Origin of the sequence: Psychrosphaera sp. F3M07 (assembly GCF_018860345.1) — a bacterium.
In the GTDB taxonomy this organism is placed as follows: Bacteria; Pseudomonadota; Gammaproteobacteria; order Enterobacterales; family Alteromonadaceae; genus Psychrosphaera; species Psychrosphaera aquimarina.
This window is the reverse complement of the sequence record NZ_JAHKPJ010000025.1, coordinates 390,487-414,084: the sequence shown is the minus strand read 5'-3', so window position 1 is coordinate 414,084 and position 23,598 is coordinate 390,487. Positions and strand designations below refer to the sequence as shown.

25 protein-coding genes are annotated in these 23,598 nt (G+C 38.0%); 21 read left to right on the top strand and 4 right to left on the bottom strand.

The annotated features are described in order from the left end of the window. The first annotated feature begins 6 nt into the window (after positions 1-6). The 18 genes from KO505_RS15915 (at position 7) to KO505_RS15830 (ending at position 18,269) form a co-directional block, all read left to right on the top strand. The gene (locus tag KO505_RS15915) at positions 7-1,050 is read left to right on the top strand and encodes a rod shape-determining protein (RefSeq protein WP_216056439.1); all 1,044 of its coding nucleotides are present in this window, start codon (positions 7-9) and stop codon (positions 1,048-1,050) included. 88 nt (positions 1,051-1,138) lie between these two features. After that, on the top strand, positions 1,139-2,017 hold the full coding sequence (gene mreC / locus KO505_RS15910) for a rod shape-determining protein MreC (protein ID WP_216056438.1): 879 nt from the start codon (positions 1,139-1,141) through the stop codon (positions 2,015-2,017). Continuing rightward, positions 2,004-2,492 carry a rod shape-determining protein MreD gene (gene mreD, locus KO505_RS15905; RefSeq protein WP_216056437.1) on the top strand — a complete coding sequence of 163 codons (489 nt, stop codon included), beginning with the start codon at positions 2,004-2,006 and terminating at the stop codon, positions 2,490-2,492. The genes mreC and mreD overlap by 14 nt, the downstream gene beginning before the upstream one ends. After that, positions 2,489-3,055 carry a nucleoside triphosphate pyrophosphatase gene (locus KO505_RS15900; RefSeq protein WP_216056436.1) on the top strand — a complete coding sequence of 189 codons (567 nt, stop codon included), beginning with the start codon at positions 2,489-2,491 and terminating at the stop codon, positions 3,053-3,055. The genes mreD and KO505_RS15900 overlap by 4 nt, the downstream gene beginning before the upstream one ends. After that, positions 3,055-4,527 carry a ribonuclease G gene (gene rng / locus KO505_RS15895; protein ID WP_216056435.1) on the top strand — a complete coding sequence of 491 codons (1,473 nt, stop codon included), beginning with the start codon at positions 3,055-3,057 and terminating at the stop codon, positions 4,525-4,527. The genes KO505_RS15900 and rng overlap by 1 nt, the downstream gene beginning before the upstream one ends. Before the next feature lie 20 nt (positions 4,528-4,547). Continuing rightward, the gene (gene tsaE / locus KO505_RS15890; RefSeq protein WP_216056434.1) at positions 4,548-5,012 is read left to right on the top strand and encodes a tRNA (adenosine(37)-N6)-threonylcarbamoyltransferase complex ATPase subunit type 1 TsaE; all 465 of its coding nucleotides are present in this window, start codon (positions 4,548-4,550) and stop codon (positions 5,010-5,012) included. 41 nt (positions 5,013-5,053) lie between these two features. Next, positions 5,054-6,376 (top strand): N-acetylmuramoyl-L-alanine amidase, encoded by a 1,323-nt coding sequence (locus KO505_RS15885; protein ID WP_216056433.1) that lies wholly within the window; start codon positions 5,054-5,056, stop codon positions 6,374-6,376. A gap of 9 nt (positions 6,377-6,385) precedes the next feature. After that, positions 6,386-8,278, top strand: coding sequence for a DNA mismatch repair endonuclease MutL (gene mutL / locus KO505_RS15880; protein WP_216056432.1), 1,893 nt, complete (start codon positions 6,386-6,388; stop codon positions 8,276-8,278). Positions 8,279-8,313: 35 nt separating this feature from the next. Then, the gene (gene miaA, locus KO505_RS15875; RefSeq protein WP_216056431.1) at positions 8,314-9,249 is read left to right on the top strand and encodes a tRNA (adenosine(37)-N6)-dimethylallyltransferase MiaA; all 936 of its coding nucleotides are present in this window, start codon (positions 8,314-8,316) and stop codon (positions 9,247-9,249) included. Positions 9,250-9,319: 70 nt separating this feature from the next. Continuing rightward, entirely contained in the window at positions 9,320-9,568 is a 249-nt protein-coding gene (gene hfq, locus KO505_RS15870; RefSeq protein ID WP_216056430.1) for an RNA chaperone Hfq, read from the top strand. A 100-nt stretch (positions 9,569-9,668) separates the two neighbouring features. Next, positions 9,669-10,958, top strand: a complete 1,290-nt coding sequence (gene hflX / locus KO505_RS15865) for a ribosome rescue GTPase HflX (protein WP_216056429.1) — start codon at positions 9,669-9,671, stop codon at positions 10,956-10,958. Positions 10,959-11,058: 100 nt separating this feature from the next. Then, entirely contained in the window at positions 11,059-12,216 is a 1,158-nt protein-coding gene (hflK, locus tag KO505_RS15860; protein WP_216056428.1) for an FtsH protease activity modulator HflK, read from the top strand. A gap of 2 nt (positions 12,217-12,218) precedes the next feature. Next, positions 12,219-13,094: a protease modulator HflC gene (gene hflC / locus KO505_RS15855; RefSeq protein ID WP_216056427.1), complete on the top strand. Its 876-nt coding sequence runs from the start codon at positions 12,219-12,221 to the stop codon at positions 13,092-13,094. 141 nt (positions 13,095-13,235) lie between these two features. Then, entirely contained in the window at positions 13,236-14,372 is a 1,137-nt protein-coding gene (locus tag KO505_RS15850) for an aminotransferase class V-fold PLP-dependent enzyme (RefSeq protein WP_371820013.1), read from the top strand. Further along, on the top strand, positions 14,372-14,551 hold the full coding sequence (locus tag KO505_RS15845) for a DUF2065 domain-containing protein (protein ID WP_252731830.1): 180 nt from the start codon (positions 14,372-14,374) through the stop codon (positions 14,549-14,551). Before KO505_RS15850 ends, KO505_RS15845 begins: the two co-directional genes overlap by 1 nt. A 204-nt stretch (positions 14,552-14,755) precedes the next feature. Then, positions 14,756-16,054, top strand: coding sequence for an adenylosuccinate synthase (locus KO505_RS15840; RefSeq protein ID WP_216056425.1), 1,299 nt, complete (start codon positions 14,756-14,758; stop codon positions 16,052-16,054). Between the two features lie 128 nt (positions 16,055-16,182). Further along, complete coding sequence (locus tag KO505_RS15835) at positions 16,183-17,508, top strand: S41 family peptidase (protein ID WP_216056424.1); 1,326 nt, start codon at positions 16,183-16,185, stop codon at positions 17,506-17,508. Positions 17,509-17,603: 95 nt separating this feature from the next. Continuing rightward, complete coding sequence (locus tag KO505_RS15830) at positions 17,604-18,269, top strand: tetratricopeptide repeat protein (RefSeq protein WP_216056423.1); 666 nt, start codon at positions 17,604-17,606, stop codon at positions 18,267-18,269. Between the two features lie 36 nt (positions 18,270-18,305). Here the strand turns inward: KO505_RS15830 and KO505_RS15825 are convergent, their stop codons facing one another. After that, entirely contained in the window at positions 18,306-18,620 is a 315-nt protein-coding gene (locus tag KO505_RS15825; RefSeq protein WP_216056422.1) for a prephenate dehydrogenase, read from the bottom strand. Positions 18,621-18,755: 135 nt separating this feature from the next. Between KO505_RS15825 and KO505_RS15820 the strand changes: the two genes are divergently transcribed. Next, entirely contained in the window at positions 18,756-18,962 is a 207-nt protein-coding gene (locus tag KO505_RS15820; protein ID WP_216056421.1) for a hypothetical protein, read from the top strand. 301 nt (positions 18,963-19,263) lie between these two features. Here the strand turns inward: KO505_RS15820 and epmB are convergent, their stop codons facing one another. Further along, positions 19,264-20,268 carry an EF-P beta-lysylation protein EpmB gene (epmB, locus tag KO505_RS15815; protein WP_216056420.1) on the bottom strand — a complete coding sequence of 335 codons (1,005 nt, stop codon included), beginning with the start codon at positions 20,266-20,268 and terminating at the stop codon, positions 19,264-19,266. Between the two features lie 40 nt (positions 20,269-20,308). Here epmB and efp point away from each other — a divergent pair, with 40 nt between their 5' ends. Together efp and epmA are read left to right on the top strand one after the other, a co-directional pair. Continuing rightward, complete coding sequence (gene efp, locus KO505_RS15810; protein WP_216056419.1) at positions 20,309-20,878, top strand: elongation factor P; 570 nt, start codon at positions 20,309-20,311, stop codon at positions 20,876-20,878. Positions 20,879-20,967: 89 nt separating this feature from the next. Then, complete coding sequence (gene epmA, locus KO505_RS15805) at positions 20,968-21,963, top strand: elongation factor P--(R)-beta-lysine ligase (RefSeq protein ID WP_216056418.1); 996 nt, start codon at positions 20,968-20,970, stop codon at positions 21,961-21,963. Positions 21,964-21,979: 16 nt separating this feature from the next. On the opposite strand, the gene KO505_RS15800 is transcribed toward epmA, so the two are convergent. Both KO505_RS15800 and KO505_RS15795 read right to left on the bottom strand, forming a co-directional pair. Further along, the gene (locus tag KO505_RS15800) at positions 21,980-22,690 is read right to left on the bottom strand and encodes a glycerophosphodiester phosphodiesterase family protein (RefSeq protein WP_216056417.1); all 711 of its coding nucleotides are present in this window, start codon (positions 22,688-22,690) and stop codon (positions 21,980-21,982) included. 8 nt (positions 22,691-22,698) lie between these two features. Then, positions 22,699-23,577: a DMT family transporter gene (locus tag KO505_RS15795; protein ID WP_216056416.1), complete on the bottom strand. Its 879-nt coding sequence runs from the start codon at positions 23,575-23,577 to the stop codon at positions 22,699-22,701. Positions 23,578-23,598 lie beyond the last annotated feature (21 nt).

The window sequence follows — 23,598 nt, the reverse complement described above, 5'->3', positions numbered from 1 at the left end:
TGCGCCATGTTTAAGAGTCTGCGCGGTATGTTTTCTAATGATTTGTCGATAGATTTAGGTACGGCAAACACATTAATATATGTAAGAGAGCAAGGGATCGTTCTTAATGAACCGTCCGTAGTTGCTATTCGCCAAGAACGTGCAGGAGGACCTAAAAGTGTTGCTGCAGTCGGTGGTGAAGCAAAACGCATGTTAGGTAGAACCCCTGGTAATATCAAAGCGATTCGTCCAATGAAAGATGGTGTTATTGCTGACTTTTATGTTACTGAAAAAATGTTGCAGTACTTTATTAAACAAGTTCATAACAATAACTTTTTCCGTCCAAGCCCTCGTGTTTTGGTATGTGTGCCTTGTGGTGCTACTCAAGTAGAACAAAGAGCTATTCGTGAATCAGCAATAGGTGCAGGAGCCCGTGAGGTCTTTTTAATTGAAGAACCAATGGCGGCAGCAATTGGTGCTGGTTTACCGGTTTCAGAAGCAACAGGTTCGATGGTTGTTGATATCGGTGGTGGTACAACAGAAGTAGCTATTATCTCATTAAACGGTGTTGTGTACTCTTCTTCAGTACGTATTGGTGGTGACCGTTTTGATGAATCTATTATTAATTACGTGCGTCGTAATTTTGGTAGCTTGATCGGTGAAGCGACAGCAGAACGAATCAAACAAGAAATTGGTTTTGCTTACCCTTCAAATGACGTGAAAGAAATGGAAGTTCGTGGACGTAACCTTGCAGAAGGTGTGCCTCGTTCATTTACTTTAAACTCAAATGAAATTTTAGAAGCATTACAAGAACCATTGTCTGGCATTGTAAGTGCTGTATTAGTTGCACTTGAAAAGTCACCACCAGAGTTAGCTTCAGACATTGCTGAACGTGGAATGGTATTAACTGGCGGTGGTGCATTATTACGTGATTTAGATCGTTTATTAATGGAAGAAACCGGTATACCAGTTATTATTGCAGATGACCCATTAACGTGTGTAGCACGTGGTGGCGGTAAAGCTCTAGAGATGATTGATGTACATGGCGGAGACGTATTTAGTTACGAATAAACTAACATTCGCTTAGTTAAACAGTAGTATTTTAAACGGCAGTAACCACTGCCGTTTTACTTTAATAAAAATAACAAGAAAAGTAATTATGAATCCCATTTTTGGCTCAGGACCATCATTACCATTAAGGTTTTCGTTAGCCTTTGTTATTAGTTTTATCACAATAACTTATGACGTGTATACCGATAGCTCTCAGCAGATCCGCAGTTATCTTAATACGTTAGTTTCACCCGTTATTTATCTCGCCAACTTACCGCAACAAGCTCTTGATACAACCGCAAAATACGCTGCTTCAAAACAATCTTTATTAGATGAAAATAAAACCCTTAGAGAATTGCAACTGATGCAAAACGAAAAGTTGCAACGATATAATATGTTGATGTCGGAAAATGCAAAATTAAGAGCATTGTTACAAACGAACCTTAGAATCGAAGTGAAAAAGTCGGTTGCGGAAATTATGGCTGTGGCCAGTAACCCGTTTTCTCAAAATGTAATGATAGACAAAGGTTCATCCCATAATGTTTATGAAAGTCAGCCTGTATTAGATGATTTGGGCGTTGTTGGCCAAGTAGTTAATGTGGCCAATACGACTTCAAGAGTGATTTTAATAACTGACCAAACACACTCAATTCCAATTAGAATAGCCCGTAATGATGTTCGTGCAATTTTATCAGGTACAGGCGATATTAATAAAATGGCGTTGATAAATTTACCACAAGGCACCGATGTGAAGGTTGGAGATACGCTGATTACATCGGGGTTAGGCGAAATATTTCCAGATGGGCACCCAGTTGCCAAAGTGACAAATATCTACCCTGATGAATCACAGCCATTTATGAACATTCTTGCTCAACCCATTGCAAGGTTAGACAGATTAAAACATGTCTTGTTGTTATGGCCGAATGAGCAAGACGATTCTCCACAAGTTAAGGTTGAAACTAAAGGGGACAGTAATGGCGAAAAATAGCACGTCACCTTGGTGGTATATCAACGCAAGTATTTTAGTTGCCTTGATATTAAGCATAATGCCATTGCCTCTTCAGTTAAAAGCAATATGGCCAGATTGGGCTGCTATGGTTGTTATTTACTGGGCAATTGCTTTACCCCATAGAGTCAGTATTGGCACCGCTTGGATAGTGGGCTTTTTATTAGATATATTATTAGGTACGGTTTTAGGTGTTAACGCTTTAGCACTGTCTTTAGTTGTGTTTGGGGTGTCTTCAAATTTCCAGAAATTGCGTAATTTCACCGTTTGGCAACAAGCCGCTTTGGTTGGGATATTTCTAATTTTATTCCACCTTGTTGTTTTTTGGCTGAATCGATTTTTATTAAACGTTAATTTCTCGGTTGAGTATATTACCCCTTCATTTACCAGTGCTTTGTTTTGGTTGTGGTTATTTCCGGTATTACGTTCTTATCGTAGACGGTTCAAAATTCGATGAATAAACATGCTGTAATTTTAGCGAGTCAATCGCCTAGACGTAAAATGTTATTAGCACATCTTATTGATGATTTTACCGTGCAAGCGGCTGACATTGATGAAAGTGTATTAGACAATGAAACGCCGAGGGAATATGTATCTCGTTTGTCATTAGAAAAAGCACAACATATTTTCAAAAATAACCCAGATGCTATTGTTGTTGGATCTGATACATCAGTTGTAATCAACGATTGTATTTTGGGCAAGCCTGCAGATTTACAGGACTGTATTAATATATTGTCATTATTGTCAGGCAAACAACATCAAGTAGTTACCGCGTTTACTGTTATGAACAAAGTTAAAGTGATAACAAAAGTGGTCGTTACCCATGTGTTGTTTAAAACGTTAACGCAAGATGAAATAATAAAGTATTGGCATACAGGGGAACCACAAGATAAAGCGGGTTCTTATGCGATTCAGGGGATTGGTGGGAAGTTCGTTAAAACTATCAATGGAAGTGTTAGTTCCGTAGTTGGCCTACCTCTTGTAGAGATAGAACAAGCCTTAAAAGAAGTGATGGAATAATGACAGTTGAGTTATTGATAAATATTACCCCAAGTGAAACACGTGTTGCTCAAATAGAGAATGGCATGTTGCAAGAGTTACATTTGGAAAGACAAAGTACAGTCGGCATTGTAGGCAATATTTATCTGGGTAAAGTCAGCCGTGTATTGCCAGGGATGCAAGCTGCTTTTGTTGATATTGGAATGGAGAAAGCCGCGTTTTTACATGCTTCCGACATTATTACCTATGATCACGATAAAGATATCATCACACCAAAATCCAATGCAGTAAGAGATATCGTTGAATTGGTTAGAGAAGGTCAAAAAATTATAGTTCAAGTGGTGAAAGATCCATTAGGAACAAAAGGTGCCCGTCTAACAACAGATATTACCTTACCCTCACGTTATTTAGTTTTCATGCCTGACTCTAAACATGTTGGTGTGTCACAAAGAATAGAAAATGACGGAGAAAGGCAGCGTTTAAAAAGTATTGTTGAAAGGCATTACGAAGAAGGTCATGGTGGTTTTATTGTCAGAACCGCGGCTGAAGGGGCTGGTGAAAAAGAATTAGCACAAGATGCAGTCTTCCTTAAAAAGCTGTGGAACAAGATAATAAAAAAGAAAAAGAAAACCCGAAATCAAGCGGTCTTGTATGAAGACTTGAGTTTGGCGTTTCGTATTATCAGAGACTTTGTAGCTGAAGAGCTAGAAAGAGTTAGAATAGATTCCAAGTTAACGTTTGGAGAATTAACCGCATTTACCGAAGAGTTTTCACCGGAATTAACCAGCAAACTGGAATATTATCCAGGTGAGCGACCAATATTCGACATGTTTGATGTTGAGTCTGAAATTAAACGGGCATTAGAAAAAAGGGTCGATCTTAAATCTGGTGGTTATTTAGTTATAGATCAAACCGAAGCGATGACCACGATTGATGTCAACACCGGTGGTTTTGTTGGCCATCGTAGTTTAGAAGATACTATATTTAATACGAATAGTGAGGCTACACAGGCTATTGCTCGCCAATTACGATTACGTAATTTAGGCGGTATAATCATCATCGACTTTATAGATATGATCAGTACCGACCACCAAAGGCGCGTATTGCATAGTTTAGAAATAGCATTATCAAAAGACCGAGCAAAAAATAATGTTCACGGATTTTCAGCTTTAGGTTTAGTTGAAATGACGCGTAAACGTACCCGAGAAAGTTTAGAACACGTATTATGCAGTGAATGTGAAGTATGTAATGGCCGAGGTTATGTAAAATCGGTGGAAACCATATGTGCAGAACTGCTGCGTGAAATCGTTAGGGTAAACCGTGCCTATGACGCCGATAAATTTATTGTTTATGCATCAACGGCCGTGGCGGAGTTTTTAGAGAGTGATGAATTCCATAATTTAGCAGAGTTAGAAGTTTTTATTGGCAAACAGATTAAGGTCAAAACAGAATCACTGTATAATCAAGACCAATTTGATGTTGTTATGATGTAATGAGTTGTTAAATATAAAGTATGAAAGAGCTAAGTGTTGAATTAAAAGATGAACTCGCCACTGTCCAAATGGGCAATCACCTGGCTGACGTCATTAAAGACGGAGCTATTATATATTTACATGGTGATTTAGGGGCTGGTAAAACAACTTTTACTCGTGGTGTGGTTCAAGGTTTAGGACATAAAGGCAATGTTAAAAGCCCCACTTACACCTTAGTAGAGCCTTATGAGTTGGCTGGCATAAACGCTTATCACTTTGATTTATATCGATTAGGTGATCCGGAAGAGTTAGAGTTTATGGGGATCCGAGATTACTTTGAACTTAATTCATTATGTTTAATCGAATGGCCTGAAAAAGGAGCGGGTGTATTGCCGCAAGCCGATTTGGATATTACATTAGAATATGTAGATACAGGCCGTAAAATTACCTTTATTGCTAATAACGATAAAGGCGCAAGTATATTAACTTTGCTGAAACAAAAATAATAAGTCTCAAAGCAGTTATAACAAGAAGATAGAGAAATAAAATGTGGCTTAACAGCATAATCCGAATAATTCTAATTAACAGTTTGTTAGCGATAACGATTGGCTTTTCAATGCCAGCGTTTGCTGCAAAAAATGTTAAAAACGTAAGGGTCTGGCCATCACCAGATTCCACACGTGTGGTATTGGATTTAACCCAATCCATAGAATATTCTTATTTTATGTTGTCCAACCCTGAACGTTTAGTTTTAGATTTAAAAAACACTTCTATTAATGCCGAATTATCGAACCTAGCTCAATCGAGCGATATCTTAAAAAATATTCGTAGCAGCACTAAAAACAAGTCAGACAGTCGTTTGGTATTTGATTTAACGTCAAAAATAGAACCTATTATTTTTGCTTTAAAACCTACCGCGCCTTACGGCAATCGTCTGGTAATTGACTTGGTAGACACTGAAGCCAAAGTTGCAGAAAATCAAAAGAAAATGGAATCGGATCGAGACATAATAATTGCCATCGATGCCGGACATGGTGGTGAAGATCCGGGTTCTATTGGTGGTAAAGGTAATTATGAAAAGCGTATTACCCTTGCTATCTCAAAAAAATTAGAAGCACTCATTAACAAACAGCCTGGCTTAACTGCAGTAATGACACGTACTGGAGACTATTATATTAGTGTCCATGGGCGTACCGAAAAAGCGAGAAACGCTAACGCTGATTTATTAATATCCATACACGCAGATGCATACCATACACCTCATCCATCAGGAGCTGGTGTCTGGACACTAAGCCCACGCAGAGCCAATTCTGAAATTGGTAAATGGTTAGAGAAAAAAGAAAAACACTCCGAGTTGTTAGGCGGGGCGGGTGATGCCATTAAGAATACTACGACAGAAAAATATTTAGTACGTACCTTATTGGACATGTCGATGGATCATTCTATGTCGCAAGGTTACTTGGTAGCAAAAGAGATCTTGGGCGAGTTAAAAGACATCACTAAGTTGCACAAACGTTCTCCGCAGTCCGCCAGTTTTGGCGTGTTGAAGTCACCAGATATACCGTCAATATTGGTGGAAACCGGATTCATTTCAAATCCGAAAGAAGAGAAGTTACTGATAAATAACTGGTTCCAAAATAAGATGGCTAATTCTATATTCACGGCAGTAAATAGCTATTTTAAAAGAAACCCACCTGATGGTTCTTACTTTGCTAAATTTAAAGATGTGAAACACAAAGTAAAACGTGGAGAGTCGTTGTCTCTGGTCGCGCAAAATTACAATGTAACCGTCAGCAAGATCAAAGAAGCGAATAACTTACGTTCCAACAATATTAAAATTGGGCAGGTATTGTCCATTCCTCAATCTTAGTTTTCGTTTATGACAATTAAGATATTGCCACCTCAGCTGGCAAACCAAATCGCTGCGGGTGAAGTTGTTGAACGCCCCGCCTCTGTGGTTAAAGAATTAGTCGAAAATGCCTTAGATGCTGGCGCTAGCAAAGTTGAAGTTGATATTGATCGTGGTGGTCATAAACGAATTTTAATTCGTGATAATGGCAAAGGGATCGACAAAGAACAGCTTACCTTAGCCTTATCACGTCATGCCACCAGTAAAATTGCCAATATTGATGATTTAGAAGCCATCAGTAGTCTTGGTTTTAGGGGCGAAGCACTAGCGAGTATTAGTTCGGTGTCTCGTTTGACCATGACATCAAAACCAGCGGAGCAAAATGAAGCTTGGAGTGCCATGGCAGAAGGGTTGGCCATGAACGTGGATATTAAACCTGCGGCCCATCCAAATGGCACTAGTGTCGATGTGGTTGATTTGTTTTTTAATACACCCGCTAGACGAAAATTCTTAAGAGCTGAAAAAACCGAATTTAACCATATTGAAACCTTGATTAAACGCATAGCGCTTAGTCGCCCGGATGTTAGTTTTATATTAAAACATAATCAAAAAGTGATTAAGAAATATAGAGCTCATTCAGAAACCTTAGGTGTTGTTGAGCAAAAAAGTAAACGAATAGCGGAGGTGATTAACACAAGTTTTATTGACTCAGCTAGTGTCTTTACCAGTAAATATGAACAGGTCAGCATAGCCGTTTGGATTAAAGCCCCAGAGTTATGTGTGTCAGTGAACCCTGCACAATATTCCTTTGTTAATGGTCGAATGATGCGTGATAAATTGATCCAACATGCAATTCGACAAGCTTATGGGCAGTTGTTACATCCAGAACAATTACCAGAATATGTCATATTCATAGAGTTGCCGGCTAATGAAGTGGATGTAAATGTGCACCCTGCTAAACATGAGGTACGGTTTCATCATGCGCGTTTATTGCATGATCTTATTGTAAAAACGATTAAAGATGCGTTAGACAGCTTTCAAATGCATGAACAAGAATTAGCTTTAGACGAAGAGCTTGAAACTGAAACTGAAACTGAAACGCAAAATGCAGGCAAAGAAGTTTCACCATCTTGGTTATCCGAACCAAATAAGGATTATCAACATGCGGTTGCGCAAACTGAAATCGAAAAGTCTGATTTAGTAACGGCTACAGATAAAGCCCGACTTAATATACCAAAAGGTAATACACCAAACCTTTATACGGCATTGAATCGACCTGAAAAATTAACCGAATACCAACTTACTCAAGCCGTCAGTCCTGCAAATAAAGAAACTTTTGTTAACAATAGACCGGACAATGATAAAGAAAAACAGACAGATCCTAAGATATTAGCGGAATCTGTAAACGACTTTTCGGTCTTGTTTATACAACAAAATAGATATGGATATTGCCTAATAGAGCAAGAGATATGGCTTGTTGATGCAAATTTATATGTCAAACCACAGTCTTCAAACGTTCAATTGGTTGAAACTCAAAGATTAATGAAAACGCCACTGTTAGTGCCAGTGAGATTGAAATTATCGGTTGACGAAAAAAGATGGTGTGAAGAGTATTTATCTACGTTAGCCGATCATGGTTTTGATTTAATGTTACATCAGCACTTTTTGATTGTTAAACAAGTACCTGCAATATTACGCAGTAATGAAAATAGTCGAACATTACCAACCTTTTTTAATCAAATAATGACCGCGCCATTGACGGCCGAGCTCCTGATTGAAAAAATTCTAGAGCAGAAAACCGCAGTAATGTCAGATCAACAAATCATCGACTTTTTACAACATAATGCTAAACAAAATGGTTTTATAGCTAAACTGAAACAGTCAGGTTTAAAATTAAACCCTAGCGCTCTATTAAATCAATAAAGTCTTCAATCTGTATTAGGAAAGAACGTATAAATATGGGACATCAACAAGTTAAACATCCAGTTATCACGATCATGGGGCCAACAGCATCAGGTAAAACTGATCTGGCTATGACCCTTTGTGATCAAGTAAATGGCGAGATTATTAGTGTTGATTCTGCACTTATTTATAAAGGCATGGACATTGGAACTGCAAAACCGACCTCCCAAGAGTTAGAGCGTTATCCGCATAAATTAATCGACTTTTTGGATCCTAAACAAATATATTCCGCCGCTGACTTCAGGCGAGATGCGTTGATAGAAATAGAAAAGGCCTACCAAAAAGGTAAAACACCCATTTTAGTTGGTGGCACTATGATGTACTTTAAATCATTAGTTGAAGGAATTTCTGAGTTACCTGAAGCACAAGAAAAAGTACGTGCCGAGATTGAAGAAACAGCCAATCAACATGGTTGGGCTCACGTCCACGATAAACTGGCTGAAGTCGATCCAGTTTCAGCACAACGTATACACCCTAACGATCCACAGCGAATTAATCGAGCCTATGAAATTTTTCTGTTCAGTGGACAGACCATGACTGACTTAATGAAAAAAGAAAAGCAGCCGATACCGTATCCAGTGAAACAATTTGCTTTTCAATGTGAAGATAAGACCCAGTTACACCAGCGAATTGAGCAAAGATTCCATAAAATGTTAGATTTGGGCTTTGAAAATGAAGTTAAGGCCTTATATCTACGTGGTGACTTACATTTAGATCTACCTTCCATGCGTTCTGTCGGTTATCGACAAATGTGGGAGTATTTAGACGGTAAGTTAGATAAAGAAGAGATGATATTTAGAGGTATTGTTGCGACACGTCAATTGGCAAAAAGACAATTGACCTGGTTGAGGAGTTGGCAAAACATGACTCAATTAGTTATAGGTAATGAAAAAGAAAACTTGCAACGAATATTAAACTCGCTAAGCTGTTAACTTATTAGATAACTAATCTATAGTTATCTAATATTAAAATAACAATAAATAATAAGAAGAAGGAAGAAACATGGCCAAGGGGCAGTCTTTACAGGACCCATTTTTGAACGCGTTACGCCGTGAACGTATTCCAGTTTCGATCTATTTAGTGAACGGTATTAAATTGCAAGGTCAAGTTGAGTCATTCGACCAATTTGTGATCTTGTTAAAGAATACACTTAGCCAAATGGTTTATAAACATGCCATTTCTACGATAGTTCCAGCTAGACCATTCCAAACGAATCCGCATTACCAAGCTGGTGCTGAAGAAACAGAATAATCGTTATAATTGGTAACAATTCTGATGATTGATGATAAAAAGGAAATATGCCAATGTGTATTTCCTTTTTTGCGTTGTAATAAATAACTAGGACACACTATTGTTTGATAGATATGAAGGCGGCGAACTAGCTATATTAGTTCACGTTAATTTCTCTGATGAAAGTGACAGAGAAGATTTAGAAGAATTAGGTTTATTAGTATCTTCCGCAGGTGTTACTGCATCGTCAGTGATCACCACATCAAGACAAAATCCAGATGCCAAATATTATGTTGGCACAGGTAAAGCGCAAGAGATAGCCGATGCGGTAAAAGTATCGGGAGCAGAAATTGTCATTTTTAATCATGCATTGTCTCCTTCTCAGGAGCGTAACTTAGAAGCATTATTCCAGTGTCGTGTATTGGATAGAACCGGATTGATACTTGATATCTTTGCACAACGAGCCAGAACACATGAAGGTAAGTTGCAAGTAGAACTTGCTCAGTTAAAGCATATTTCTACGCGCTTAATTCGAGGTTGGACCCACTTAGAACGCCAAAAAGGTGGGATAGGGTTACGCGGTCCCGGTGAAACACAGCTAGAAACGGACAGACGATTATTACGCGCTAGGATCACGCACATATTGGCACGTTTGGAAAAAGTATCAAAACAACGTGAGCAAGGTCGACGGTCCAGAAAAAAAGCAGAAGTGCCAACCGTTTCATTAGTTGGTTATACCAATGCGGGTAAATCAACATTGTTTAACGCTATCACTAATGCTGATGTTTATGCGGCCGATCAGTTATTTGCTACATTAGACCCAACATTAAGAAAAATAGACATTGCCGATGTTGGTGAAACCATATTGGCAGATACGGTTGGTTTTATTCGCCACTTACCGCATGATCTTGTTGCTGCATTTAAAGCAACATTGACCGAAACTAGAGAAGCAGATTTACAATTACATGTCGTTGATGCTGCAGATATTCGACGCGCGGATAACATGGAACAAGTGGCTGAAGTATTAAAAGAAATTGAAGCTGATGAAGTCACACAGTTAATTATCTTTAATAAAATTGATTTATTGCAAGATATCGAACCTCACATTGAACGAGATGATGAAGGTTTACCAAAAGCAGTGTGGTGTTCAGCCAGAGATAAACAAGGTCTAGAATTAGTTGAACAAGCTATTTCTGAAATACTTGGTCTATCTATGGTTGAGATGGAACTTGTGTTACCGGCAACAGAAGGTAAATTACGAGCCAGTTTATATCAGCTAAATGCGGTGTTGGATGAAAGTATAAATGATGAAGGACAGTGGTTAACGCATGTCCGAATATCTTTAATTGACGAGCAAAAAATTAACAAACAGCTGGGTTATGCTATTGAAAAGTGGCGTGTGCAGCATTAAATACAATAAACATGTTAATTTTTCATAGATTACATAGAGTTATTTTAGTGCTTTTGCTAAATTAGCGGACAGAAACTTTAGATAAAGATTGGAGCAATATATGGCCTGGAATGAACCGGGAAATAATGACAACGATCCGTGGAAAAATCGCGGTAAAGATCAAGGTCCACCGGATCTCGATGAGTTGTTTAAAGATTTAGGCAAACGATTTAATGGCATGTTTGGTGGTAAACCATCTGGAACTGGCGAAGCTAAAAAGCCGAGTGGTTCAATGGGGTTTATATTAGTATTGGTCGTTGGCTTTTTAATATGGGTTCTATCTGGAATTTATACGTTAAAAGAAGCAGAGCGCGGGGTTGTTTTAACCTTTGGTGAATACTCTTCGTTGGAAGATCCAGGTATTCAGTTTAAATGGACATTTATTCAAGAAGTTTATCCGGTCAACATTCAAACGGTTAGAACTCTACCAGCTGCAGGTTTCATGTTAACTAAAGATGAAAATGTGGTACGTGTTGAAATGGAAGTGCAATATAAAGTGGTTAACCCACGTGACTTCTTATTCTCTACGCCAAATCCAGAAAATAGTTTACGTCAAGCTACAGACAGTGCATTACGTATGGTTATTGGTCACTCAAGAATGGATGACATCTTAACATCTGGTCGTGAAGTGGTTCGTCAAAATACATGGCGTGAACTTGAGAAAGTGATAGAGCCTTATAACTTAGGTTTGATCATCGTTGATGTTAACTTTAAAGACGCTCGTCCTCCTGAAGAAGTGAAAGATGCATTTGATGATGCGATTGCGGCACAGGAAGATGAAGTTCGTTATGTTAATGAAGCAAAAGCATACGAAAGTGAAGTTGAACCTAGAGCTCGTGGTCAAGTAAATAGAATGATCCAAGAAGCGACGGCTTATAAACAAGGTAAGATTTTGGCTTCAGAAGGTCAAGTTGCTAAGTTTGAGCAATTGTTACCTGAATATAAAGCGGCGCCTAAAGTAACCAAAGATCGTTTGTATTTAGAGACGATGGAGCAAGTTTACTCTAATACATCAAAAATCCTGGTTAATACTACAGGGGGCGGCAACATGATGTATCTTCCGTTGGATAAAATAATGCAACAGCAAAACAATGTTAAGTCTGACAGTAATCGTGAAAATGTGAATTACAATACTGGTTCAGGTAATACAACCCAACCTACACAAAGTACAACGGGTCGTAATGGCCGTACTGATCGCTCAAATGATGGGAGAAACTAAGCATGAAAAATTTTAGTATAGTTGCCCTGATTTTAGTTATTTTATTATCGTTTTCTTCATTATTCGTGGTTAGTGAAGGTCAACGTGGAATCGTGATTCAATTTGGTAAAGTTAAGCGTGATAGCGCTGACGTGACGGTTGTTTATGGTCCAGGTTTACACTTTAAACTGCCATTTGTTGAGAAAGTTAAAAAACTTGATGCTCGTATTCAAACTTTGGATGATATCCCTGACCGTTTTGTAACGGCAGAGAAAAAAGACTTAATCGTTGACTCATTCATTAAATGGCGCGTATCTGACTTTGCCACTTATTATCTTTCAACTGGTGGTTTAAAAACCCAAGCTGAACAGTTATTAAAACAAAAAGTAAACAACGCACTAAGAACAGAGTTTGGTACTCGTACGATTAAAGAAATTGTATCTGGTGAACGTGAAGAGTTAATGCAACAAGCTATTGTTGCAGCTAAGAGCTCTAGCGATTTAGGTATTGAAGTTCTTGATGTTCGTGTGAAACAAATTAACTTACCACTAGAAGTAAGTAAGTTTATATTTGAACGTATGCGTACTGAACGTTTGAAAGTAGCAAAAGCTCACCGCTCAGAAGGTCAAGAGCGTGCTGAAATTATCCGTGCGGATATTGATGCTCGTATTACCGTCTTATTGGCTGAAGCTGAACGTGAAGCGCAAATGTTACGTGGTCAAGGTGAAGCTATCGCTGCACAGATATACGCAAAAGCGTTTGGTAAAAATCCAGAGTTTTTTGCTTTTGTTCGTAGCTTAGATGCTTACAAAAACAGTTTTAATAGCAAAAATGATATTTTAGTTATTGAACCTGATAGTGACTTCTTTAAATACATGAAATCCACATCAGGTAATTAATGTTTACAAAACATTAAATGAAAGGCTCTATCGATAGAGCCTTTTTTATTGCCTGAAGGTTATTAACTCGGTACTTTAGCTGCAATTAACTTAAACATTTACATATCAACTAATGGTTCTAAATCTTCTATGTATCAACACTTGTATAAACAGTTTTTAGCCGCTCGTCCAAACATCCAACATTTTGCCTGTCATAGCCACCATTATTGGCCTGACGTAACACGTCAAGCGATGTTGGATTATTGGGACGATACTGCCTCCATGGTTGATGAGAAGTGGGATCATATATTTGCTGACAAGTTGCCTGCTACGCAAAAGTTAATCGCAAAGTCTTTAAATCTAACGACACCTGAACGTATCGTTTTTGCACCTAATACACATGAGTTGTTGTATCGAATTTATTCTAGTTTTGATCCGGCTAAAAAAATCAAGATCCTGACCACTGATAGTGAATTTTATTCGTTTCAGCGCCAATCAGAGCGTTTAGAACAAGCTGGATTAGTCGAAATAACACGTATAACAACGGAACCATTTTCTAGCTTTGAACAAAGGTTTACAGAAGTTGCACAAAAGGATGAATTTGATTGGGTTTTTGTAAGTCAGGTATTTTTTAATTCAGGTTATGCCATTAATGACTTAGCTGATTTTGTTCAACAATTGCCAACGCAACCTCTGATCACTATCGATGGTTATCATGGCTTTTTTGCTATCCCTACTGATTTGTCAGAGATTGAACAAAAAGTCTTTTATTTAGCCGGTAGTTACAAATATGCCCAAGGTGGAGAAGGCGCTTGTTTTGCCGTTGTGCCTGATGGCAATTATCAACCAATATACACAGGCTGGTTTGCTGAATTTGGCGATTTACACCAAAGACAAGAAGGTCATGTAGGCTATGCTAAAAATGGGCAGCAATTTGCAGGGGCGACGATAGATTTTTCGGCGATGTATCGACTGTATGCAAGCCTAACCTTATTTGAGCAAGAAGGATTAAGTATTGAAGTTATCCACAAATATGTAGAACAATGTCAGCAGGCTTTTTTACAACAAATAGATGAGCTTAAACATCCATTACTTAATCGCGATAATCTATTAAGCCCTAACCACAACCATGGTCACTTTTTAACATTTAATTTAGACGAGGATGACGTAGTTAGTCTTGCTAAGTTGTTAGATTCGAACGGAATTAAAACGGATTTTAGAGGTAATAGATTGCGTTTTGGTTTTGCGATTTACCATGACCCTACAAAATATGATTTAACCTGTTTAAGACAAGGGTAATGATGGACTGGCTCACTATTATTGGATTTGTCCTCATCATTGAAGGCATGATCCCGCTATTATTTCCTAAACAGTGGCTGAATTATGTTCAAAAATTGGCTTTAGAGCCTATTGGAACAATTCGAATCGTCGGCGGTATATTGTTTATTTTAGGCGCTTTATTGTTAGTTTTCAGATAAATGTTTAAGCAAAGTGATTGAATAATAACCGCAAAGTCGATGTAAAACTGAAATGCGTAATGTTTTTAATATATAACAACAATTAAATTATTCTTTTATAACAAATAGATAGTGTTATTTTGATACGAATTAAAAAAAATCGGGTGATCTTCGTCCCGTATTTTTGGTAGAATCCCCGCCTAATTTTTTCTGAGTGGAAATATAATGGGCAAGAACGTAGTTGTTTTAGGCACCCAATGGGGTGACGAAGGTAAAGGTAAGGTTGTTGATCTATTAACTGATAAAGCATCATATGTTGTGCGTTATCAAGGTGGTCACAATGCTGGCCATACTTTAGTTATCGACGGTGAAAAAACAGTATTACACCTAATCCCATCAGGTATTTTACGAGCTGGTGTTAAATGTATTATTGGTAACGGTGTTGTTTTATCACCTGAAGCATTAATGACTGAAATTAGCATGTTAGAAGAAAGAGGCGTTCCTGCAAAAGAACGTTTGTTGATCTCTGAAGCTTGTCCTTTGATTTTGCCTTACCACATTGCTTTAGACAAAGCGCGTGAGTTGGCTCGTGGCAAAAAAGCCATAGGTACAACAGGTCGTGGTATTGGTCCAGCATACGAAGATAAAGTAGCCCGCCGTGGTTTACGTGTTGGTGACTTATTTAACCCTGTATTGTTCAAAGAAAAATTAAAAGAAGTATTAGAATATCACAACTTCACTTTAGTCAATTATTACAAAGTTGAAGCCGTTGATTTCGAAAAAACATATCAAGATGCAATGGCTGTAGCTGAGATATTAAAAGCTATGGTAGTTGATGTTACTGACATGTTAGATAAAGCGCGTATTGCTGGCGAATCTATCTTGTTTGAAGGTGCTCAAGGTACTTTATTAGATATCGATCACGGTACTTACCCTTATGTAACTTCTTCAAACACTACCGTTGGTGGCGTAGCGACTGGTGCTGGTTTTGGTCCTTGTCATTTAGATTACGTGTTAGGTATTGTTAAAGCTTATACAACGCGTGTTGGCTCTGGTCCATTCCCGACAGAATTATCTTGTGAAGTTGGTAACCACTTAGGTACTAAAGGTCATGAGTTTGGTGCAACAACAGGGCGTGAGCGTCGTTGTGGTTGGTTTGACGCTGTTGCAATGAAACGTGCAGTTCAACTTAACTCAATCACTGGTTTCTGCTTAACTAAACTCGATGTATTAGATGGTTTAGAAGAACTTAAGATTTGTACTGGCTATAAATTAGCAGACGGAACCGTTGTTGATGTTCCTCCTATGGCAGCTGAAGGTTACGAAAGTGCAACACCTTTATATGAAACTATGCCTGGTTGGTCTGAAAACTCGTTTGGCGTGACATCGTTTGAAGAGTTACCAGTAGCCGCTCAAAACTATGTTAATCGCTTAGCAGAAATCACAGGCGTTCCAATGGATATTATATCTACTGGCCCTGACAGAAACGAAACTATGATCATACGTAACCCGTTTGGTGCATAATTTGTTAGTGTTAAGTCATTGTGAAAAAACCGTCGATTGACGGTTTTTTTATGGGTAAAATTTAGCGACTGGAAAGCTGTCTTTGGATAGATTAAGGTAGTCACTATAGTAATAAGATGAGAATTATTTTGAAAATATCACACGGTTTATTGTTCGCATTATCTACCATGCTTTTAGTTTCATGTTCTGACGGTGATGATCAACCCACCTATGAAAGCTGTAGTATTCCGGACACCAATAATAAATTATTTTCTCTACTCCAAGATAAGTATTTTTGGAATGAAGAATTACCTGCGAAAATTAACCCGGAAGCATACGAATCGATAGGGCATGCGTTATATAACTTACGAAATGAAAAAGACCGTTTCAGTTTTACCATGACCAGGGAAGAATACGATGATTATGCGAATTCGGTATTTTTTGGTTATGGATTTGGTCATCAAGTAAATTCAGCTGGCGATGGTTTGACGATACGCTATGTGTTTGAAGATGGATCTGCAGCTAAAAATGGCTTACGTCGTGGCGATGTAATCACCAAAGTCGGTGATGTATTAGTCTCAGACTTTATTCAACAAAATACAGGGACTAGCGTGGATTGGACTGTGTTATTTGGTCCTAATGTTGAAGGTCATTACGTTGACGTGACATTTAAAAAACCGACAGGTGAGGTGAGCGTTGCTACCTTTACCAAAGGCAGCATTGTTGCTAACACCGTGATGGCGGCAGAAACTAAATCATTAACTATTAATGGCCAAGACAAGACTGTGGCGTATATGGTGTTTGACTCGTTTAAAGAAAGTTCCCAAACCGAGTTTAATACGGCTTTTGAACAATTTGATAACGTTGATGAGATGATCTTAGATTTACGATACAACAGTGGAGGGGTTATCTCGACGGCAAATCAGCTCAGTACTCAAATTGCGGGTAGAAATGTTGATGATGAGATTTTTGTCAGTTACAAATACAACCAGAAACAAAGTGATAATAACGAAGATATTTTGTTCACTCTGGGAAAAGGTATAAAACAATTAGATCTCGACAGACTGGTCGTGTTAACTACCGAAACTAGTTGTTCGGCCAGTGAGTTAGTCATCAATGCCCTGTCTCCTTTTATTGATGTGACTGTAGTTGGTGATACCACGTGCGGTAAACCGATTGGCATGAGACCAGAAGAAGTGTGTGAACACGTGGTATTTGCTATTAATTTCCAAACACACAATGCGGCAGGTTTTGGTGATTATTTTGATGGTTTGCCCGCGGATTGCGCTGTGGCTGAAAACGTAACGGGTGATTGGGGAGATGAAAATGATCCCTTATTGGCTGAAGGGTTAAGTTACTTAGCCAATAACCAATGTAGTAGTCAAAGTGTTGCGTACTCAAAGTCATTAACAAAAAACAAGAAACGTAAAGATGTCTCGGTAAAGGAAATGATGTTACGTAAGGATATGCTGTGATTTTTAATGGCTTATAACTTGCTTACAATTATTGCTGTATCGTTACCTTAGTAACAATAAAGTTAGTGGCCATCTAATTTAAACGTGGAAACCCAATGAAATTATTTTTAACCATTCTATTCGGACTTTATTTCAGTGCCTTCTCTTTTTGCACCTTAGCAAATGGAGTGGCAAATGAAACCGTCGAAGAACCTCTTGATGATGAATTATTAAAAGCAGTTCAAATTTACACACAAGATGAGCTACTTGATTTAATAAAACAAAACAAACATTTAGAACGAGTTAAAGAAGACCGTTGTCAGCTAAACCGTGATATAGAAGACAGAGCCGTTAAACTTAAAATACCGGCTTATCAATTTCTTTATGGTGATATGTTGGCTTGGGGTGTGTGTGTAGAACGTGATGCGCAACTTGGACTGTTTTATATTCGTTTGTCCGCAGAGCAAGGGTTAGTTGCAGCTATTGAACAATTGGGACGTTATTATGATATCGGACGTTTTGTTCAAAAAGATCAAGAGCGTGCTTATCAACTAACCAATAGAGCGGCAGAGTTGGGGAATTTAAATGCACAATTTAGATTAGTGCAAATGAACTTAGATGGCGTCGGGAGTCCATATGATTTCGAAAATTCATATCGTTGGTTACACCATGCTGTTATTGCAGATCAAAAACAACATGCTGAGGCCGCTGACTTACTAATGCAATTGTCAAAATTGATGAATCCAAAGTCGGTAAAAAATGCAAAAAAGTCAGCATATTAAGCTGACTTTTTGATTTATCTAACAATAAAATACTGGTTATTTCAGGGCGTTTTTTAATTCAGCGATAGTTTTATGCAATAAATGTAATTTTTTCACTATCACTTCAATATCATCTTTTGCGTTGGTTAAATCTTTATCTGAATTTTTCAGCGTTAATATTTGCTCTGCCGTTTCTTCTAAATAAGGCATGAACTTATCAGACTTAACCGTAAACAAATCTGACTCTTTAAATATCGAACCAAACTTACCATGACCACTCTTTTTAAGGTCATTCAAATGTTTATCCGCATCAATTGCTTTACGGTATAAGTCTTTAAGGTTCTCTTCTAAACTATTTACTATATTTTCCACTTAAGATCTCTGAATTGTATCCGATAACTAATGGAGGGTATTTTACCTTAATTTGACTAAATTAACCTATTCATTGTTTAATTCATGTTGAGTTAAGTGAAATACAAAGTCCAATCAACAACTGGAGTGATCAAAATGCAAATTGCTTCTTCTGGACTGCCAACCTCTGGTGCAATGCAAGGTGGCGAAGCGTTGGCTGCCAATTTGGCAAAAGGCGTTCAAGAGATACAAGGACAAGTGGCACTGGCGTTATTAGCCTCTACTGCTCAACTCCCTGTAAGCTCTAACCCTGTGGGTAGTACTGGTAGTGTTATAGGTCAACACATTAATATTAGTGTGTAACCAAGTAATAAAATGGGCAGCAGTTTAGCCTAGGGTCTGTTTATCTTTCATTTTCTGCAATGCTGGCGGCTTTTGTTATAGCCAACAAGGCAGAAGATACGCGAATAGTGGTTCTATTTAAGTGTCTGATAATGATGTTGGGGTGACAAAGAACTCCAGCCCTTCGGGTTGAGGTTAAATCAACTCCACTTTTCGTTATTCATAAACTTATTTACCCGACTAAACCTCGCTATTTATGTCTTAATTGAAAATGATTTTTAACTCAACGTTGCGTAAAATGAAAGGTAAACAGACCCTCGTATTAGGGGAGGATTGGAGTTTTACTCTTTTCCCCTCCTATTTCCCTCACCAATTTAGGCATTAAAAAACCCGGTAATTGTTCTAACATCTTTTGATACAAGCTTTTTGCTTCTTTTTCGCAGATATCAAAATGCATCGCCCCAGTCACTTTATCTAAAAGATGAAGGTAATAAGGCAAGATATCCGCCGCAAATAATCCTTCACTTAAATTAACTTGTGCTTCAAGGGTGTCATTCACATCTTTTAATAAAACCGCCTGATTTAACAAAGTCACATTGGCTTGTTTTAACTTATGACAAACGGTTCTTAATTCAGGGCTGATTTCATTTACATGATTGATATGCAACACCATGATCACTTTAAATCGACTTTGGCTTAACACATCCAATAATGTCTCTGTAATACGACTAGGGATCACCACAGGAAGCCTTGTGTGAATGCGTACACGTGTTATATGTGCAATGTCAGCTAATGCCTTTATAAACCAATAGAGAGCGTTGTCGTCTGCCATGAGTGGATCGCCACCACTTAATATCACTTCATTAATTTGAGTATGTTGTTTAATGTATTCTAAATGGTCTAACAGTTGTTGTTTATTCACTGAATTATCGGCATAGGGAAAGTGTCGTCGAAAACAATAGCGGCAATTCACCGCACAACCGCCTTTAAAGATGATTAATACTCGGCTTTTGTATTTATGTAATAATCCAGGCGTAGAATTATTTTGCTCTAATAATGGATCGGCAACATACTCAGTTGAAGTCAAAAACTCCAAATGGCTTGGAAATACCTGTTTAAATAACGGATCGTTAACATTATTCTTTTCCATTAAGTTGGCAAAATGATGTGGAATGCGCATATTAAATAATGAACGTGCGCTAATATCTTGGCTGAATTTTTCAGGATTAAATCCAAGGTATTCGAGTAACAATTCTGGCTTAGTAAAACTTTGTTTTAATTCTTTTTGCCATTGGGACTCAACACGGACGTTAGCTTGATGTATCATTCGGGTCACTTGTATATTTTAATTATTTTTAGAGGATGAAATGGCTTCATTCAGCACCAACCAATTTAAAGCTGGCCTTAAGTTAATGATTGACGGCGAGCCTTGCAACATTCTTGAGAATGAGATTGTAAAACCGGGTAAAGGCCAAGCGTTTAACCGTGTAAAAATTCGTAAACTTGTTAGTGGTAAAGTACTAGAGAAAACCTTTAAATCTGGTGAATCAGTTGAAGGTGCCGACGTAATGGATATCGAACTTGCGTATCTATATAGCGATGGCGAATTCTGGCATTTCATGAACAACGAAACCTTTGAGCAAGTGGCTGCCGACGAAAAAGCCGTAGCTGATGCAGTTAAATGGTTAGTTGAAAACGACGTGTGTACTTTAACGCTGTGGAATAATAACCCAATTGCGGTATCTCCACCAAACTTTGTCGAGCTTGAGATCACAGAAACGGATCCTGGCCTAAAAGGTGATACAGCGGGTACAGGCGGGAAACCGGCAACATTAACAACCGGTGCGGTTGTGCGTGTACCTTTGTTTGTACAAATTGGCGAAGTCATTAAAGTTGACACTCGTACAGGCGATTATGTAGGTCGTGTACAAAAATAAATTGTTAACTCCAGTTAACATTAAAGAGAAGCCTGACGATGTCGGGCTTTTTTATAGATAAATGTTAGCTTTGAATTGGAAAATACACCATGTGGCAACCTACGGCATCAATAGAAACATTAAAGAATCGAGCTTTATTTATCGCTTCTATACGCCAGTTTTTTACTGCAAGAGGGGTTTGGGAAGTTGAAACTCCAATATTAAGTAATAACACCATTACAGATTTGCACTTGGACGCTTTTAAAACTCAATTTGATTTTGATACTAATGGTCAAGCTAAGTCACTGTTTCTACAAACATCACCCGAGTTTGCCATGAAACGACTATTAGCTGCAGGCAGTGGTGCTATTTTCCAAATCAACAAAGCATTTCGTCATGAAACGGCAGGGCGTTTTCATAATCCTGAATTTACCATGCTGGAATGGTATCGTCCGGGGTTTGATGATCAACAATTGATGGCCGAATTAGATGAGTTAATGCAGTTAACTGTTGATGCAAAACCGGCTCTGTATTTAAGTTATCAACAAGCTTTTATTAATTACTTATCCTTTGATCCCCTAACGATTAACTTAGAACAGTTAAAGCTTATTATTGCCGAACATTCTAACGATGAATGGTTACAACAAGAGTCCAATCCCGATACCTTGTTGCAATGGTTGTTTAGTATGAAGATAGAGCCCGTCTTAGGCTATAAAGAGCAGGCTTATGAAGAAAAAGACAAACAATGGACACCATGTTTTATCTATAACTTTCCCGCAAGCCAAGCCTCGTTAGCTAAAATAAATCAGCAAGATAAGCGCGTTGCTCATCGATTTGAGTTGTATTATCAAGGTGTTGAATTAGCCAATGGCTTTTATGAATTGCAAGATAAAGCAGAGCAACAAAAGCGCTTTGAAAATGATAATCAACTAAGAGCACAAGCCGGATTAACACAAAAGCCCGTTGATGAAAATTTGTTATCCGCGTTAGAAAGTGGGTTGCCAGATTGTGCTGGCGTTGCTGTCGGTATTGATCGTTTGTTTATGCTCAAATATAACTTAACCCACATAAATCAAGCTATCGCGTTTGATGTTAACCGAGCTTAAATCAATTTAACCAATATTAGTTTAATTGCTGCAGTTTTTTGATCAGGTTAAATGCATGTTTTGGGTCATTAGCAAATATGCCATCGACTTGATTTTGATAACACCATTGTATTTCCTGAGCGTGATCTATAGTGAAAATATAAACCTCAGTTCCCAGTGCTTTTACTTCGTGCAAAAACGCCTTGTTTACACAGTCCATATCTAAATGAATGCTAAATACTTTAAAATGGGTGAGATACTTTTTCATATCGATGGGACGATTGGTAAGTAACAATCCAAGTTTTAACCTTTGGTCTAAAGCATATAATTTCTTTAAATACACATGGTTAAATGACGAAATAATCAGGTTTTCCATCGGAAAATTAACCTCGTCACAAACCAAGATTAATTTTTTAAAAAACAAACTAATGTTTCTAATCTTCTTTAATTCAATATTGAGAATTAATGACTTGTCGGTTAACTCTGTAATCAACCATTCAAGGGTCGGGATAGGGTGACCATCATTACCCACAATGCTGGCAATATCATCCTCGCTTAAATCTATGGTTTTTTTATCAATATCAAACAAACGAGTTAACCATCGGTCGTGAATAACGATAAATTCATTCCCTGATTGAAACAGATCTATTTCCACGCCCGCCATAAAGCTAGGGTCACATTGTTTAATAGCGGTTTGACTATTTTCAGGATAGTGCGCTGAGATCCCACGATGGGCAAATATTTTCATGCAATATTTTACTCTTGTGTTACTTCATTATTTTTTGCGTGTTTATTGGATAAATACGTTTCGTATATTGCCGCTGACAAAATGATCACACCGCCCAACAAGGTCATTAATGTAGGGACTTCAGCAAGTAATAAAAAGCCAAGACTAATGCCATATAGTGGCTGTAAATAAGCTATTAAACCTGCGGTTTTAGCCGATAACTTATGGATGGCAGACGCAAACAACACATGCGGCGCGGCAGAAAAGAAGGCGGTGAATAAAATTAATAATTGCCAGTCATCCACAGAAATCATAATTGGACTTGTGCCAACAAAAGGCATCAAAATTAAAGCTGTAACCAAAAATTGATAGAACATACTTTGAGTGCCGGAATAGGCTTTAAAATAATGTTGTATACCAATATTGCGTAATGCCATGGTAATGGCCGACACTAAACCCAACACTATCCCAATCAGGTAATCGTCAGAAAGGGTGATGCCAGAGCTCCATAACGTTGGGAATAACATACTAATACCAAATGACACGACAACACTGACTAAAATATCGCGTAACGAAGGACGTTGTTTACGAAACAGTGGTTCTAATAACACAGTAAACACCGGGTAGGTAAATAACGTGATCATACCCACAGCGACCGATGACATTTGAATACTGGTGAAATAAGTAACCCAATGTGTTGCAGCCAATAACCCCAACACCAAAGCAATTTTATAATCTTTGAAACTGTTAAGACGAATCTTACTTTTACTCAGTCGTAAAACGATAAATAATACAAACACAGTTAATAGACTGCGATAAGCGATGATGTCAGTAGCGGATAGTTGTATTAATTTAGCAAAAAGGCCTGATACACCTAGGAGCATAACCCCTAAGTGTAATTTGAGCATTGGGTGTAAATCACCAAGCTT

Bases quoted from the DNA above. Each gene is read 5' to 3' on its own strand.
- KO505_RS15915 (WP_216056439.1), top strand. From the start codon at position 7: ATGTTTAAGAGTCTGCGCGGTATGTTTTCTAATGATTTGTCGATAGAT.
- mreC (WP_216056438.1), top strand. From the start codon at position 1,139: ATGAATCCCATTTTTGGCTCAGGACCATCATTACCATTAAGGTTTTCG.
- mreD (WP_216056437.1), top strand. From the start codon at position 2,004: ATGGCGAAAAATAGCACGTCACCTTGGTGGTATATCAACGCAAGTATT.
- KO505_RS15900 (WP_216056436.1), top strand. From the start codon at position 2,489: ATGAATAAACATGCTGTAATTTTAGCGAGTCAATCGCCTAGACGTAAA.
- rng (WP_216056435.1), top strand. From the start codon at position 3,055: ATGACAGTTGAGTTATTGATAAATATTACCCCAAGTGAAACACGTGTT.
- tsaE (WP_216056434.1), top strand. From the start codon at position 4,548: ATGAAAGAGCTAAGTGTTGAATTAAAAGATGAACTCGCCACTGTCCAA.
- KO505_RS15885 (WP_216056433.1), top strand. From the start codon at position 5,054: ATGTGGCTTAACAGCATAATCCGAATAATTCTAATTAACAGTTTGTTA.
- mutL (WP_216056432.1), top strand. From the start codon at position 6,386: ATGACAATTAAGATATTGCCACCTCAGCTGGCAAACCAAATCGCTGCG.
- miaA (WP_216056431.1), top strand. From the start codon at position 8,314: ATGGGACATCAACAAGTTAAACATCCAGTTATCACGATCATGGGGCCA.
- hfq (WP_216056430.1), top strand. From the start codon at position 9,320: ATGGCCAAGGGGCAGTCTTTACAGGACCCATTTTTGAACGCGTTACGC.
- hflK (WP_216056428.1), top strand. From the start codon at position 11,059: ATGGCCTGGAATGAACCGGGAAATAATGACAACGATCCGTGGAAAAAT.
- hflC (WP_216056427.1), top strand. From the start codon at position 12,219: ATGAAAAATTTTAGTATAGTTGCCCTGATTTTAGTTATTTTATTATCG.
- KO505_RS15845 (WP_252731830.1), top strand. From the start codon at position 14,372: ATGATGGACTGGCTCACTATTATTGGATTTGTCCTCATCATTGAAGGC.
- KO505_RS15840 (WP_216056425.1), top strand. From the start codon at position 14,756: ATGGGCAAGAACGTAGTTGTTTTAGGCACCCAATGGGGTGACGAAGGT.
- KO505_RS15830 (WP_216056423.1), top strand. From the start codon at position 17,604: ATGAAATTATTTTTAACCATTCTATTCGGACTTTATTTCAGTGCCTTC.
- KO505_RS15820 (WP_216056421.1), top strand. From the start codon at position 18,756: ATGCAAATTGCTTCTTCTGGACTGCCAACCTCTGGTGCAATGCAAGGT.
- epmB (WP_216056420.1), bottom strand. From the start codon at position 20,268: ATGATACATCAAGCTAACGTCCGTGTTGAGTCCCAATGGCAAAAAGAA.
- efp (WP_216056419.1), top strand. From the start codon at position 20,309: ATGGCTTCATTCAGCACCAACCAATTTAAAGCTGGCCTTAAGTTAATG.
- epmA (WP_216056418.1), top strand. From the start codon at position 20,968: ATGTGGCAACCTACGGCATCAATAGAAACATTAAAGAATCGAGCTTTA.
- KO505_RS15800 (WP_216056417.1), bottom strand. From the start codon at position 22,690: ATGAAAATATTTGCCCATCGTGGGATCTCAGCGCACTATCCTGAAAAT.
- KO505_RS15795 (WP_216056416.1), bottom strand. From the start codon at position 23,577: ATGCTCAAATTACACTTAGGGGTTATGCTCCTAGGTGTATCAGGCCTT.